14 protein-coding genes are annotated in these 14512 nt (G+C 67.2%); 11 read left to right on the top strand and 3 right to left on the bottom strand.

Going from position 1 to position 14512, the window contains the following annotated elements; all coding sequences use genetic code 11:
- The first annotated feature begins 5 nt into the window (after positions 1 to 5).
- Genes AB0E69_RS11055 through AB0E69_RS11065 form a run of 3 tightly spaced genes read left to right on the top strand, consistent with a single transcriptional unit; the run spans position 6 to position 2959 of the window.
- Positions 6 to 1085 carry a substrate-binding domain-containing protein gene (locus tag AB0E69_RS11055; protein WP_360142688.1) on the top strand — a complete coding sequence of 360 codons (1080 nt, stop codon included), beginning with the start codon at positions 6 to 8 and terminating at the stop codon, positions 1083 to 1085.
- Between the two features lie 30 nt (positions 1086 to 1115).
- Entirely contained in the window at positions 1116 to 2147 is a 1032-nt protein-coding gene (locus AB0E69_RS11060; protein WP_360142690.1) for an ABC transporter permease, read from the top strand.
- The gene (locus AB0E69_RS11065; RefSeq protein WP_360142692.1) at positions 2144 to 2959 is read left to right on the top strand and encodes an ATP-binding cassette domain-containing protein; all 816 of its coding nucleotides are present in this window, start codon (positions 2144 to 2146) and stop codon (positions 2957 to 2959) included. Before AB0E69_RS11060 ends, AB0E69_RS11065 begins: the two co-directional genes overlap by 4 nt.
- A 54-nt stretch (positions 2960 to 3013) precedes the next feature.
- Here AB0E69_RS11065 and AB0E69_RS11070 read toward each other — a convergent pair whose 3' ends face one another.
- Positions 3014 to 3931: a LysR family transcriptional regulator gene (locus AB0E69_RS11070; protein WP_360142694.1), complete on the bottom strand. Its 918-nt coding sequence runs from the start codon at positions 3929 to 3931 to the stop codon at positions 3014 to 3016.
- Between the two features lie 100 nt (positions 3932 to 4031).
- On the opposite strand from AB0E69_RS11070, the gene AB0E69_RS11075 reads away from it, so the two are divergent.
- The 7 genes from AB0E69_RS11075 to AB0E69_RS11105 are packed head-to-tail and all read left to right on the top strand — an operon-like array spanning position 4032 to position 10242.
- A complete protein-coding gene (locus tag AB0E69_RS11075) occupies positions 4032 to 5135 on the top strand; it encodes an FAD-dependent oxidoreductase (protein WP_360142696.1) in 1104 nt (367 codons plus the stop codon).
- Positions 5132 to 6877: a CocE/NonD family hydrolase gene (locus AB0E69_RS11080; RefSeq protein WP_360142698.1), complete on the top strand. Its 1746-nt coding sequence runs from the start codon at positions 5132 to 5134 to the stop codon at positions 6875 to 6877. Before AB0E69_RS11075 ends, AB0E69_RS11080 begins: the two co-directional genes overlap by 4 nt.
- The gene (locus tag AB0E69_RS11085) at positions 6874 to 7344 is read left to right on the top strand and encodes a nuclear transport factor 2 family protein (protein ID WP_360142700.1); all 471 of its coding nucleotides are present in this window, start codon (positions 6874 to 6876) and stop codon (positions 7342 to 7344) included. Before AB0E69_RS11080 ends, AB0E69_RS11085 begins: the two co-directional genes overlap by 4 nt.
- A 15-nt stretch (positions 7345 to 7359) precedes the next feature.
- On the top strand, positions 7360 to 7674 hold the full coding sequence (locus tag AB0E69_RS11090; protein ID WP_360142702.1) for an NIPSNAP family protein: 315 nt from the start codon (positions 7360 to 7362) through the stop codon (positions 7672 to 7674).
- A 43-nt stretch (positions 7675 to 7717) separates the two neighbouring features.
- Positions 7718 to 8635 (top strand): acetamidase/formamidase family protein, encoded by a 918-nt coding sequence (locus AB0E69_RS11095; RefSeq protein WP_360142704.1) that lies wholly within the window; start codon positions 7718 to 7720, stop codon positions 8633 to 8635.
- A 44-nt stretch (positions 8636 to 8679) separates the two neighbouring features.
- A complete protein-coding gene (locus AB0E69_RS11100) occupies positions 8680 to 9321 on the top strand; it encodes an MSMEG_1061 family FMN-dependent PPOX-type flavoprotein (RefSeq protein ID WP_360142706.1) in 642 nt (213 codons plus the stop codon).
- Positions 9322 to 9333: 12 nt separating this feature from the next.
- Positions 9334 to 10242, top strand: a complete 909-nt coding sequence (locus AB0E69_RS11105; protein ID WP_360142708.1) for a PDR/VanB family oxidoreductase — start codon at positions 9334 to 9336, stop codon at positions 10240 to 10242.
- On the opposite strand, the gene AB0E69_RS11110 is transcribed toward AB0E69_RS11105, so the two are convergent.
- Entirely contained in the window at positions 10204 to 10713 is a 510-nt protein-coding gene (locus AB0E69_RS11110) for a MarR family transcriptional regulator (RefSeq protein WP_360142710.1), read from the bottom strand. The genes AB0E69_RS11105 and AB0E69_RS11110 overlap by 39 nt on opposite strands.
- 190 nt (positions 10714 to 10903) lie before the next feature.
- Here AB0E69_RS11110 and AB0E69_RS11115 point away from each other — a divergent pair, with 190 nt between their 5' ends.
- The gene (locus AB0E69_RS11115) at positions 10904 to 11266 is read left to right on the top strand and encodes a DUF4267 domain-containing protein (RefSeq protein ID WP_360142712.1); all 363 of its coding nucleotides are present in this window, start codon (positions 10904 to 10906) and stop codon (positions 11264 to 11266) included.
- A gap of 9 nt (positions 11267 to 11275) precedes the next feature.
- On the opposite strand, the gene AB0E69_RS11120 is transcribed toward AB0E69_RS11115, so the two are convergent.
- On the bottom strand, positions 11276 to 14116 hold the full coding sequence (locus AB0E69_RS11120; protein WP_360142714.1) for a hypothetical protein: 2841 nt from the start codon (positions 14114 to 14116) through the stop codon (positions 11276 to 11278).
- Positions 14117 to 14512: the final 396 nt, after the last annotated feature.

Consider the following 14512-nt stretch of genomic DNA (forward strand, 5'->3'; position numbering starts at 1 on the left):
CACTCATGCACTTCACCACCCGAACGGCACGCCTGAGCGTCGTCGCAGCCGCCGTGACCGGGCTGCTCGCCCTGTCGGCCTGTGGCGGCTCCGACAACGGCACCGCGAGCTCGACCGACAAGATCGGTGTCTCGCTGATCACCAAGGACTCCACGAACCCCTTCTTCGTCGCCATGCAGAAGGGCGCCAAGGAAGAGGCTGCGAAGAACAACGTCGACCTGACAGTCGCCTCCGGGAAGGCCGACGGCGACGAGCAGGGCCAGGTGCAGGCGATCGAGAACGCCATCGCGCAGGGCCAGAAGGGCATCCTGATCACCCCGAACGGCCCGGGCGTCAACAGCGCGATCAAGAAGGCGCGCGACGCCGGCCTCTACGTGATCGCGCTGGACACCCCGCCGGACCCGGCCGACACGGTCGACATCACCTTCGCGACCGACAACTTCGAGGCCGGCAAGCTGATCGGCCAGTGGACCGGCAAGCAGCTGGCCGGCAAACCCGCGACCATCGCGCTGCTCGACCTGTTCAACGACAAGGTCGTCTCCGTCGACTACAACCGTGACCAGGGATTCCTCACCGGACTCGGTATCGACACCAAGGACGCCAAGAAGAACGGCGACGAGGCCAAGTCGGGCTCGTACTCCGGCGGCTCGTACTCGATCGTCTGCAACGAACCCACCCAGGGCGCCGAGGACGGCGGGCGCTCCGCGATGGAGAACTGCCTGACCAAGAACTCGAACATCAACGTCGTCTACACGATCAACGAGCCGGCCGCGGTCGGCGCCTACAACGCGCTCAAGGCGGCCGGGAAGACCAGCGGAGTGCTCGTGGTGTCCGTCGACGGCGGTTGCGCGGGCGTGAAGTCGGTGAAGGACAGCGTGATCGGCGCGACCTCCCAGCAGTACCCGCTGAAGATGGCCTCGCTCGGCGTCGAGTCGATCGCCAAGATCGCCCGCGGCGGCGACAAACCCAAGAACACCGAGGGGCTCGACTTCTACAACACCGGCGTCGCCCTCGTCACCGACAAGGCGGTCGCCGGCGTGACCAGCATCGACACCGCCAAGGCCGGCACGTTGTGCTGGGGATGACCGCCCGCTCCCGGAACCGGAGGTGATCAGATGACCGTGCAATCCACCACTCCCGGCGCGGCGGCCAAGGAACTCGCCCGGAGAGAACACACGACGAGCCAGCGGGTCCAGCACCTGCTGCACCAGCATCCCGCGCTCAGTCCCGCCATCATCCTGCTGCTCACGGTCGTGTGCTTCACCGCGGTCAACAGCAGGTTCTCCAACCCCGCCGCGCTGTCGCTGCTCGTGCAGCAGACAGCCGTCGTCGCAGCGCTCGCGGTCGGTCAGACCCTGATCATCCTGACCGCGGGGATCGACCTGTCGGTCGGCGCGATCACGATCCTGTCGACCATGGTGATGGCGACGCTGGCCGCCGAGAACGGCTGGCCGGCCGGTCTCGCCCTGGCGGCCGGCATCGTCCTCGGCCTGGCCGCCGGCGTGCTGAACGGGCTCCTGGTGACCCGCATCGGCCTGCCGCCGTTCATCGTCACCCTCGGCACCCTGAGCATCTTCACCGCGATCGCGCTGCTCTACTCCGGTGGCCAGAGCATCCAGAACAACCGGCTGCCCGGCCTGCTCAACTGGACCGGTGACGGTTTCGCGATCGGCCGGTTCCGCGTCACCACCGGCGTGCTGATCGTCATCGCCTTGTACGTCGTCGTCGGGTTCGCCCTCAGCCAGACGTCGTGGGGCCGGCACGTGTACGCCGTCGGCGACGACCCGGAGGCTGCGCGACTGAGCGGCGTACGCTCGCGCCGGGTGCTGTTCAGCGTGTACGCCGTCGCCGGACTCATCTACGGCATCGCCGGCTGGGTGCTCATCGGCCGGGCCGGAGCCGCCAGCCCGAACGCGATCGTCGACGCCAACCTGGACAGCATCACGGCCGTCGTCATCGGCGGCACCAGCCTGTTCGGCGGCCGTGGCGGTCTGCTCGGCACGTTGCTCGGGGCCCTGATCGTGCAGGCCTTCACCGTCGGGCTGTCGCTGGCCGGTGTCGATGCGCAGTACCGGCTGCTCGCGGTCGGCGTACTCGTCATCGTCGCGGTATCCGTGGACCAGTGGATCAGGAAGGTGCGCTCATGACCGCGACCGTCGGCAACGCCGAGGCGACCGCTCTGCGCGTGCCGGTGCTGTCTGCCCGCGGACTGGTCAAGACCTTTGGGCGGGTGGTCGGGCTCGACGGCGTCGACCTCGACCTGTACGCCGGTGAAGTCCTCGCCGTGATCGGTGACAACGGCGCCGGCAAATCCACCTTGATCAAATGCCTCACCGGCGCACACATCCCGGATGCCGGGCAACTGATGCTCGAGCAGACGCCGGTGACCTTCCGCGGACCTCAGGACGCCCGGGCCGCGGGGATCGAGACCGTCTACCAGACCCTCGCGGTGGCACCCGCGCTGGACATCGCCAGCAACCTCTACCTGGGTCGCGAGGAGCGCCGGCGCGGGCCGCTCGGCTCAGTACTGCGGATGCTCGACCACCGCGGCATGCGGGACCGGGCCGCGGCCGCCGTTCGCGAGCTCGGCATCCAGACCATCCAGAACATCCAGCAACCGGTCGAGACGCTGTCCGGAGGGCAGCGCCAGGCGGTGGCGGTCGCCCGCGCCGCGGCCTTCGGGAGCAAAGTCGTCGTACTCGACGAGCCCACCGCGGCGCTCGGGGTCAAGGAGTCCAACCAGGTCCTGGAGATGATCAAGGGCCTGCGGGAACGCGGACTCCCGGTCATCCTGATCAGCCACAACATGCCCCACGTCTGGGAAGTTGCCGACCGCATCCACATCCAGCGACTCGGTCGCTGCGCCGGCGTCATCACCCCGCAGTCTCACACCATGAGCGAAGGAGTAGCCATCATGACCGGAGCGACGACCCTCCCCGCTCCGGAGTCGACCACCTGACTTCACCGCGTCCGCACGGCCCGGTCGGACATCCCCCGACCGGGCCGTGCTCCGCTATGTCGGGTCGCCGTTGACTATTGCGGTCATGATGTGGCGGGTGCGTTCGCGGAGCAGTTGATGGGCTCGGTCGTGGTGGTTGCGTGGATGCCATGCCATGCCGATCGTCAGGGGTGGCAGCTCCAGAGGGATCGGGAAGCTGCGCAGCCCGAGGGTGCTCAGCAGCGACTGTCCCAGTCGGTGCGGGGCAACGCTGACGACATCGGTTTCGCGCGCCAGAAACAGCGCGGTCGCCACACTGGGGACCACGGCGACCACCCGCCGGCTGAGGCCGAGCCCGGCGAGCTGCTCGTCGATCGGACCGTACGCGCGGCCTCGCCGCGAGACCACGACATGGTCGGCGGCGGCGAACCGCCGCGGCGTGACGGTCTTAACTCTTGCCCAGGGATGGTCCGGACGCGCGACGCCGATCAAGGTCTCGGTGAGCAGTGTCTCCGAGCGAATTTCCGGATCAACAGGGCGGACGGCCCCGATCTCCAGATCCACTCCGCCTTCGCGCAGCGCCGGGGTGTCCTGCAGGCTCTCCGGGCGCAGTCTCAGCGAGATGCCTGGCGCTTGCACCCGCAGATCGTCGATCAGGGCCGGTACGAACGTCGTGGACAGTATGTCGCTGATCTGGAGGTCGAAGGTGCGAACCGTGGTTCGCGGGTCCGTGGTGTTCGACTGTGCGAACAGCGCTCGCGCCCGGGAGGCGACTGCGTGCACCTCGCCCCGCAACTCCAGGGCTCGGGGCGTCGGAACGAGCTCACGCCCGGCCCGCACAAGCAGCGGATCGCCGAAGGCGCGCCGCAACCTCGCCAGCGCGCGGCTCATCGCCGGTGGCGAGGTGTGCAGGCGCTCGGCGGCCTTGGTCACGCTGTTCTCGGCGAGTAACGCGTCCAGCGCTTCGACGAGGTTCAGATCGACGTAGTCCACCTATGGATTATCACTTGCGAAAGAAGTATGTACCAAGGTTGCACTGGAGTAAATCGGCCGTACTTCCTAGTTTGGGTCTCAGCCGAAGAAGGGAGCTGGGATGCGAGCGGTCGTGATCGGCGCCGGGATCGTGGGCCTGACCACCAGCCTCGCGCTGCGTCAGGCCGGATTCGAGGTGGTGGTCTACGAGCAGGCGCCGGCGATCCGCGCCGCCGGGGCCTCGCTCGGCCTGTGGGCGAACGCGCTGGCGGTCCTCGACGATCTCTCCGTCGGCGAGGAGTTGCGCTGCATCGGCGTACCCACCGAGATGTACTTCCACGATCCGGCCGGACGGCTGCTCGACTCCCCGGGGTTCGGCGTGGAGGACCATCAATACCTGCTCGCGCACCGGGCCAAGTTGAACGAACTGCTCGCCGACGCCGTGGGGCGGGACCGCATCCGCCTGGCCACCGGGTTCCGTGCGTACGACGAGCACGAGGACCATGTCACCGTCCACCTGTCCGACGGCAGCCGTGCGGACGCCGACGTCCTGGTCGGAGCGGACGGGGCGTACTCGGCGGTGCGGGCACAGCTGGTGCCGGGCACTCCGGCGGAGGAACACGCGGGGCATCACGCCTGGCGAGCAGTCATCCCGGCGACCGGCATCGCGGTGCCCGAGAACCGGCTGATCCTGGGCACCAACGGCTGTCGAGGCGGCTACGTACGTACCCACGACGGCCGCACGTACTGGCTGGTGAACCAGTTCAAATCTCCCCCGCCGACAGGGACTCTCAAGCAGCAGGCACTGGCACGGGTCGGCTATCTGGAAGAGGAGCGCGACGGGATTCTCGCCCAGCTGGTCGCAGCCACGCCGGAGGACCTGATCCTGCACAACCAGGTCATGCTCGTGCCGCCACTGCCGCACTGGGTTTCCGCACGGGTCGTACTGGCCGGCGACGCGGCCCATGCGATGTCTCCGCACATCACCGCCGGCGCCACGCTGGGCATTGAGGACGCCGCGCTGCTTGGTCGCCTGCTCGCTTCCACCGATGACGTCCCGGCTGCGCTGGCCGCCTACCAGGCCGCCCAGCTCCCGCGGTACGAGCAGGTCGCGCGACTGTCCGCAGCGGTGGAAGAGGCCTCAACACCACAGGAGTTCGCGCAGAACTACGTGGCCTTCACGCACTGGATGCTCACCGAGCGACCGCAGTACCCGGGCGCATGACGTTCGTCGTCGATGTCGACGTACAGGTGCCGATGCGCGACGGCACCGCGCTCGCGACCAACGTGTGGCTGCCGGACGGTCCGGGCCCGTTTCCGACGTTGCTCATCCGAACGCCGTACGGCAAGGACGACGCCGGGACCTTCGGCAACCCGAAGCTGCCGGACGTGTTCGCCTTCGTGCAGGCCGGTTATGCGGTGGTGGCTCAGGATGTCCGCGGTACCGGCCGCTCGGCGGGAGTGTTCGTTCCGCACGCAAACGAGGGCTGCGACGGCGCCGATACTCTCGCATGGCTGTCCGGACAGTTGTGGTGCGACGGCCGGGTCGGGATGTGGGGCGGGTCTTACATGGGATTCGCGCAGTGGCAGGCGGCCGTGCAGAACAGCTCGGTACTGCGTGCGATCGCGCCGGTGATGACGTCTGCCGACCCGTACGCCGCGCCCTGGCGCTCCCCGGGCGGAGCGCTGTCCCAGGATGCTGTCCTGAGCTGGGGCACACTGTCGGCCCTCCGCAACCTGGCCCGCAGTAGCGCCGATCCGGACGAGGCGCACGAGCTCATGTCCGGACTGTCCGAGCCGCGGCAACTGCACGATTCGCTGCCGCTCGCCGACCGCGGCGCGATCACGCGTCAGTTGCCGTGGGCCGGCGACGTCCTCGCCCATCCGGAGCGGGACGCGTTCTGGCAGGAGATCTCCTCGATCGACCGCTGTGCCGACATCACTGTCCCTGCGCTTCACGTGGGCGGTTGGTACGACGTGTTCATCGGCGAAACCGTGCGGTCCTACACGATGATGCGTCGCCACGGCGGCAGCAGCGCCGCCCGCGACGGTCAACGGCTGCTCGTCGGCCCCTGGTCGCATGCCGATGGCACCGATCTCGGCACCTTTCCCGACCGGTCGTTCGGACTCCGCAGCAGCATCAAGGCCGCCGATATCACCGGAGCGCACCTGCGGTTCTTCGACCGCTGGGTCCGCGGCCTGACGCATGTCCCCGACGACAGGGTCCGGATCTTCGTCATGGGCGTCGACGAGTGGCGCACCGAGGCTGACTGGCCGCTGCCCGCTACCCGTTACACCGACTTCTTCCTCGGTGGCGACGGTCGCGCCAACACCTCCGCCGGTGACGGCGTTCTCACGCGCAACGTTGGGTCGACCGACGCGGCGGACACGTTCCGCTACGATCCACGTCGGCCGGTTCCGAGCGTGGGTGGCAACGTGCTCGCAGTCGCATCCGGCGCGTACCCCGGACCGGCAGACCAGTCGGTCGTCGAGGTGCGGGACGACGTGTTGTGCTTCACCACGCCCGTCCTCGAGCATCCCGTCGAGGTCATCGGCCACGTCACCCTGGTCCTGCACGTTTCCTCCTCGGCGCCGGATACCGACTTCACCGGCAAGCTCGTTGACGTACACCCCGACGGCCGGGCGATCCTGCTGTGCGAAGGCATCCAGCGGGCCCGGTATCGCACCTCCCTCACCGATCCGGAGTTGCTGGAGCCGGGTACGGCGTACGAGCTGACCATCGACCTCAGCGTCACCGCGAACGTGTTCCTGCCCGGGCACCGCATCTTGCTCGAAGTTGCCAGCAGCAACTTCCCCCGTTACGACCGCAACACCAATACCGGCGGCACGATCGCGACCGACACCGAGTACGACCTGACCGTCGCGGTCAATCGGGTCCACCATGGCCCGGCCCATCCCAGCCGTCTGGTTCTGCCACTGATCGAATCGCCCGGGAACCCGTCATGAGCGCACTACAAGGTCTGATGGACCGCGCAGCCATCGCCGAGGTTGTCGCTGGTCTCGCCCATACCCAGGATGACCAGGACTGGACCGCCCTGCGGCAACTGTTCGCAGACGTCGTGCGATTGGATTTGTCGACCCACTACTACGGCAACCCGCCGATGCAGGTGCCGGCCGCCGAACTGGTCGAGCTAGCCCGTAGAACTCGGGAGGGCTTCGACGCCACTCACCACTCGGCCACCGACCTTCTCATCCAGGTATCGGGCGACGAAGCCGAGTGCCGCGCACATGTAGTTGCCTACCACCACATCTCCGCGGAGCCCGGTGCTCCGGACTACTGCACGATGCGCGGCTTCTGGCGACTCCTCCTCCGCAGGTCCGGCGAGCGCTGGCTGATTCACCACTGGACCGTGGCGCGGACAGCTCCGTGGGAGGGCTCTCCCGAAATCTACGACCATGCCGCCCGTCCCTAATCCTGATGGAGACCTATGTTTTACGAGATACGTACGGAGCACGCCCGCGCTGTTCGCGGCACCGAACTCGCCCAGCTCATGGACGAGACAGTCATCCCGCTGCACCAGGAACTGGGGATGCAGGTGGTGGGATCATTCACCGTCGCCGGCGACGAGGACACCTTCCTCTGGATCCGGCGTTTCGAGGACGACGCCGAGCGCGAACGCGTCGTGGACGCCGTACATCACGACCCACGATGCGCAGCCGTCATCAAGACCCTCTCCACGCTGTCCGGTGGGACGGCATCCACGCTCCGGCTGGAACCTGCGCCGCAGTCCGGACTGCGATGATCCCGCCGCTCAGCTGCCCGGACGACCCGAAGAGAGGTGTCGAATGGCTCGGCATGAACTGACCGCGACACGGGAAACCGTCGTCAACGTCTTCGATCGGGACACCCCAGCGGTCCTCACCGTGGACGCCGGTGACGTGGTGGTGGTCGATTCGCTGGACGCCGCGGGGTACCTGGAACCGTTGCGAACCCCCGGTGAAACTCCGCCGACGATGTTCGGGGACCGCAGCGGACACTGCCTGACCGGACCGATCGCGGTACGAGGTGCGGAACCGGGCATGGTCCTCGAAGTACGCTTCGACTCCCTCACGACCGGAAGCTGGGGATGGACCCGCACCGGAGTGAACGACACCCCGCTGACGCGTCGGCTCGGCGTCGCTGACGGACCGGCAACGTCGCTGTTGTGGGACATCGACGAGCAGACAGCCACCAACGATCGCGGGCACACCGTCGACGTCGCACCATTCCTGGGTGTGGTCGGCGTTCCTCCCGTCGAACCCGGTCCACACTCCACTTTCCCGCCGCGAGCCGGCAGCGGCGGGAACGTCGACTGCCGAGAACTCGTCGCAGGTTCGACGCTGTACCTGCCGGTGACCGTCCCCGGCGCGCTGCTCCATCTCGGCGACGGACACGCGGCTCAGGGCAACGGTGAGGTCGCCGGCACCGCGATCGAGTGCCAGATGACGACCGAGGTGACACTCAACCTGCGGCAGCACGCCCCCGTCCCCGGCCTGCATGCCGAGACCCCCGAAGGGTGGGTCACCTTCGGCTTCGACGAGAACCTCAACACGGCAACCGGGGATGCACTGGACGCCATGCTGACCTGGATGGCTTCCCTGTTCGACCTGGACCGGACAACCGCCCTGGCGTTGGCCGGCGCAGTCGTCGATCTGCGCATCACCCAGGTGGCCGGCCCCACCTTCGGAGTCCACGCCGTACTCCCGTACGACGCCATCCACTGACAGATCACCTTGCCGACAGCAACTAACGAATTCTCGTGAGCACGATGACCAGAACCCACGACCTCTCCGTCACCCGTCCGCGCCGCGTTTCCTTTGCGGAGGTGCGGGCCCGGATCGGAGAACCCGACGACCTGATCAAGGCGAAGGCGCACGACCGGATCGACCGTCATGCGCGACGCTTCATTGCCCACTCCCCCTTTCTGGCGATGGCCACGGCGGACGCGACCGGCCTCCCCGACAACTCACCCCGCGGCGACTATCCGGGATTCGTGAAGGTGCTCGACGAGCGCATGCTCGCCATTCCGGACCGCCCGGGCAACAAGCTGGCCGACTCCTTTCGCAACCTGGCCGAGAACGACGGGATCGGGCTGATGTTCGTTGTCCCCGGCATGCGCGAGGTCCTGCGGATCAACGGTCGCGCCTATCCCACCGACGAGCCCGACGTACTCGCCCGCATGCGGACGGAGGGAAAGGACGCCGAGCTGGCGATCGTCGTGGACGTGGCGGAGGTCTTCTTCCACTGCGGCCGCGCGCTGATCCGCTCTCGCCTGTGGGAGCCGGCGAGTCAGGCTCTGGCCGACGAAGTGCCGTCGATCGGTGAGATCGCCGCCGACCAGTTCGGGCTCGACGCCGATCCCAGGATGCTGACGGACCTGCTCGAAGCCGACTACCGGCATCTGTACTGAGGTGGAATGATCATGCAGACAACAGTTCTCGAGAAGATCGAGCCGGTCGCCGACGGCGTCGTGTCTCTCCACCTGCGCGGCACCGGCGGCCCGCTGGCTCCCTGGGATCCGGGCGCGCACGTCGACCTGGCCCTCCCCAACTGGCTGACCCGGCAGTACTCGCTATGTGGGGATCCGGCCGACCGCGCCAAGTACCGGGTCGCTGTCCGGCACGATCGGCTCAGCCGTGGCGGCTCGGAGTACATTCATCTGTTCCTCACCGAGGGCCACGCAGTTGACGTCTCCGTGCCCCGCAACAACTTTCCGCTGCGGCCGGCACCGGAGTACCTGTTCGTCGCCGGCGGGATCGGCATCACGCCCATCCTCCCGATGCTGGCGGCAGCGGTCGAAGCCGGGGCCTCGGCGACCTTGATGTACGTCGGGCGGTCGGTGGCCACGATGCCGTTCACCGAGGAACTCCGGGCCACGCACGGCGACCGGGTCCACGTCCACGCCACCGAGGAGCACGGCAGGCCCGACTTCACCGCGCTGGCTGCCACCCTGAGCAGCCGGGCGCTGGTGTACGCCTGCGGCCCTGAGTCGATGCTCGACGCGGTCGAGGCGGCGTTTCCCGCGCAGCGGCTGCAGGTCGAGCGTTTCCGTCCGGTGGCCAAGGAGTGGGCACCCAGCAAACCGTTCGCCGTGCACTGCGCCCGCTCGAACCGAACCGTTCAGGTCGGTGCGGACGAATCGGTCCTGGATGCACTGAACCACGCGGGATACCGAGTCCCGTCCGGCTGCCGCGAAGGAGTCTGCGGCAGTTGCGAGATCGGCGTACTGGGCGGGGAGCCCGAGCACCGCGACGACATCGGCGCAGCTCCCGGCCGGATGTACTGCTGTGTCTCACGAGCGCTGTCGCCCGACCTCACGCTCGACCTCTGACTCACCCTGGCTGTTGGTCATCGGCAGGCTTGGTAAGAAAAGCCGCAGGGAGTTCATCATCTTGCGAAGCATGCGGCGAAGCTCCAGTTGTTCGTCAGCCGACAGGGCGGCGAGGTTGCGTTCGTCGACGACTGCCGTGGCAGCCTGAGCCCTCGCCAGCAGTGCTTTCCCCTCGTCAGTGATGCGGACATCCAGCCGCCGGCCGTGTTCCGGATTCGGAGCCCGGACCACCAGACCTCGGTCGAGCAGCGATGCGATTGCCGTTGACATCGACTGAGCAGTCACCCCCGCGCGCCGACCCAGCGTGGCCCCGGACAGGGCCTCCGGGTCCTCGATCCCCAGTTGGGCCAGCGCGGCCAGTTGGGCATGGGTGAGACCAAAGGGGCGTAGCTCAGCCTCGAGTTCCTGGGACAGCGCCGCGCTGACCATCCGCATCATGTACGGCACCCGCTGCCCGAAATCTTCGGCCACTCGTGTCCTCCCACCTTCCTAAGATATCAGTTAACTGATAAGCTACCTTATATCTCGGGCCGCTGGGCGAGCAACCGCTGGCCCTGGTCGGTGTTCAGCGACGCCACCCTCGCCTGTCACCCCCACGCTTCAGCTCCACCAGCGACGCCGCTGAGTCGCGCGCCGGCCTCCCCAGGAAGGACTCACCACCATGCACCTCACCGCACTCGTGATCGCGGTCGCCGCCTGCGTCGCCATCATCGTCCTCGGCACCAGATTCCTCTTCACGCCTCAACGCGCGACCCGCGACTTCGGCGTCGCCGCCGACAACCTCCGCGCCCTCACCGCAATCAAGGGCGTCCGCGACATCACCTCCGGAGTGGTGCTGCTAGTCGTCTGGGCAGCCGCCGGCCCCAAGCCCTTCGGCTGGGCCCTAGTCGCCGCAGCCCTCACCCCAGCCGCCGACGCCATCATCGTCCACACCAACTGCGGCAAACTCACCACCGCACTCCCCATCCACGCCCTAACAGCCGCAGTACTCGTCGCCGCAGGCCTCACCCTTGCGCTCGGCTGATCCCCTGATTCACGGCGTGTAGATCGCTTGGATGGTGGTGAGTTTCCCGTTCGCAACGGTCATCTGCCAATAGGTGGTGCCTGATCTACGGACGGTTGCGAGCCATTGGGCGGCAGGTACGGCGTGCTGCTTCATCGTCGAGTAGTTGTAGACCTGCGGTCTCGTCGCGGCATCGATGGGGTTGCGGTACTGCGCCGGGTTCTTGTCGCGGACGTAGTAGTCGGTGCACAACTCGTCGCGCGGTACGACGTGATCTTCCTGACAGGCCTTGGCAGCGTGCTTGTAGTCGAAGTACTGGACCTTGTTGAAGGTCACCAGGTTTCCGGAGATTCCCGTCACCACTGCCTGGAACGATTCGTCGCCGGACGGCGCAGGTCCGGCAGGTTCCTGAATCGGCGGCCCGATCGAGACAACGCCCCAGCCGCCGGCGCCCTTGCGCTCCAGGAGCTCGGCGGTCAGTTCCGGTGCCTTCGCACTCTTCAGTGTGCAGCGCGCTCCGGAGACCTTGAGGGTGCCGAGCTGGATGCGCGTGCAGACCGGAGCGACACCCTTCAGACTGCGAGCGTCGTACGTCGAGGACAGCTGCTTCCAAACGTCGTCACGGTCGGCTTGGTCGGGTTGCTTGTTCTCCGGGAAGGTGTCGGCGGCAAGTCTGCGCCAAGCCGTCTTGAGTTGCTTGCCTGCCGCCGCGCTGACGAGGTCGGTAAGAGCGGCCTCAGGTGTCGTCGCCGGCGCCACGAATGGACCGATGTCCCCAGCTTTGCCACCACACTGGTACCCGCCCAATCCGGGGAGCCAAGGCCGATGCGTTTCGGCCCGTCCAGCCGCCGTCGACGTATCCCGAACCGCTCCGAGCCGCTCGCCGGTCGGGGTGATACGGCCGCCGTCGATCCTGTACAAGTCGAGCTGGAGATGATCGAGCGTGTCTGGCGCGTCCTCGCGACCTGCCGATGCGAGCAGCTCCTGCCCGCCCTCGGTCACGCAGCCGTAGTCGCTCGAGTAGGCGACTGCGCCGCCGATCGGCAGCTGGAACGGCTTTCCGCTCGGTTCGGTCAGTACATGCAACCGCCGATCCTGCGGGACTCCGAACAGCAGGTACCAGTTCGTCGAACTACCCTCCTGCACCTGCACCTTCACGTAGTTCCGGCCGCCCGGTCCGACCAGTGGGGTCGGGTCCTCGTCACCGTACGGGACGGTCTCGCTTCCCGCCCGGAAGACGGGCTCCTCCAGCAGGTGAAACGTGTTGTCGTCGAGGTACGCGACGGCACCGAACCGGTACCTGTCCTTCGTGTTCTCGTTGTACGTCGTCGGACGCCGCCAGATGATCATCCTGTCGTCGTGTCCGTTCGCGTCCAGGTCGGTGGCGACAGTGCACAGCTGGTCCGAGGTCGCCGGCGCACCCGCCGGCAGGAACTTGTCCGGGTCCGGCGGAGCGCAACCGCTCGGCAGCGCACGAGTCTCGTCGACACTCATCACCCGAACCGGCCGGATATGCATACCAAGATCGACGCCGCCCGCCGTGCCGAGGAGGTTGAAGAGCGCGTCCAGCTCCTCGCGCGCGATCGACATGTACTCACCGATCTGCAACACCATCTTGGCGCGGTCGAAGAGGTTGCCGACGACGGCCTTCACCTGGCCCAGGTTCGACTGATCGGCCTTCTTACCAGCGATCGCTGTCAGCACGGACTCAGCTGCGTCAGCGATCGTCGACTTGCAGTCCCACAACGCGGAGCCGGCGGCCTTGACCAGGCCGGTCGGCGCGAAGCCGTGCTTGTGGATCTGACCGACCATGGTGTTGGCCGCCTTCGTCAGGCAGTCGCCGAGATCGGCCCCTGACGACAACGCCGCGAGAGCTGCGCGGAGCTGCGTCGGATCCTTACCGTCCTCGCCGAGCATCGCAGTGAGGATGTGGAAGGCAAGCTGCGTGATTGTCGCCGGCCAGGATACGTCGCCGCGGATCTCCACAGCCGGCGTTGGCAGCGCGTCGCCGGTGAACAAGAAGGCGATTCGACCATGCGGCGGAAGTATCTGGTCTCCCTTCTGCGGTCGTGCGACAGCGTTGATCACGTCGTCGAACGTCGGAAGCAGCTCCGGCTCTCCGTCGATCCGGAAGCCGTCCGGTGCATGGACGAGCAGCGGTGTGTCCGTCTGGTTGGCCACCGAGAGCCGATAGCTGCCATCATCGCTGACCTCTTCGCACACTTGGGTAGGGCTCTGCGAGACGTTGACCTCGAACCGCAACTTCGCCGGAAGCAGCAGGCGCTTCGGGTCGCAGGCCGCACTCCGGCTGGGTCCGTACATCGTTCGCAGCAGCGAACCGCTGAGTCCCTTCGTCAGCGCCTCGGTCTGCCGGAACGCCGCCTCGTAGGCATCAGGGTCGGTCTCGGCCACCACCCAGTCGGACAGGTGCGAAGTCCGAACCGTGATCCGATGCGCCACGGTGTTGACCTCGCCGCCGACCGGAACCCAGAGCCCGTACTCCGGCGCGTACGTCAGCACCGTCAACTGGCTCGGCGACTTGACCTTCGCCGGGTCGTACCCCAGCGTCAGGGTCCCGGTCCCACCGCCAAAAGGCTTCGCCTCGATCCGCAACGGCGAACCCACGGCCTTGAATCCCGGCGAGATTCCATCCTTGGGCGCGGGCAGAGCGGAGAACTGGGGCTTGCCGGCTCTTCCCGGCAGCGACACCACGACCGGCGGAGCATCACCCCCACCCGCCCACGCGAACCGCCGATCACCGGTGCGCGTAAGCAACACCCCGACGACGCTCCCCACAACTCCCAGCACGACCAGCACCCCGACCACAACAGCGATCCGGCGCCGAGACGTGATCCCCCCGAGCACATCCATCTGGCCCCCCAGCCATCTAACCCACGCCCCTTTATCGCGCGAATCCCCCCAGCGTTACGCTCAATTGCCAGCAAGCCCTTTCCCCATCGGTATTACGAGTGATGGCCGGTCGAGCCGGCCTCGCCGCTCTCGGTCGAGCAACGCACCACCGGCAGGCAACTGCCGCAGTTTGCAGGATCTGTTGACCCGTGGTTGAGCAGGTGTCAGTCTTTTCCATCGGATCGCCGATGGAAGGGGATCGTGCAGGCGCACGGAATCGGCGACAGTTTCTGCCCGGCCGGGCGGGGGGAGCAGTTGTGAATATCGACGCGATTGCGTTTCGTCACGTTCCGATCGGTAAGACTTTGACGTCACGCCTTCACCGGACCGGCGTACCGGTAACGGCTGAGCCGCTCT

Source organism: Kribbella sp. NPDC026611 (assembly GCF_040638345.1).
Lineage (GTDB): Bacteria > Actinomycetota > Actinomycetes > Propionibacteriales > Kribbellaceae > Kribbella.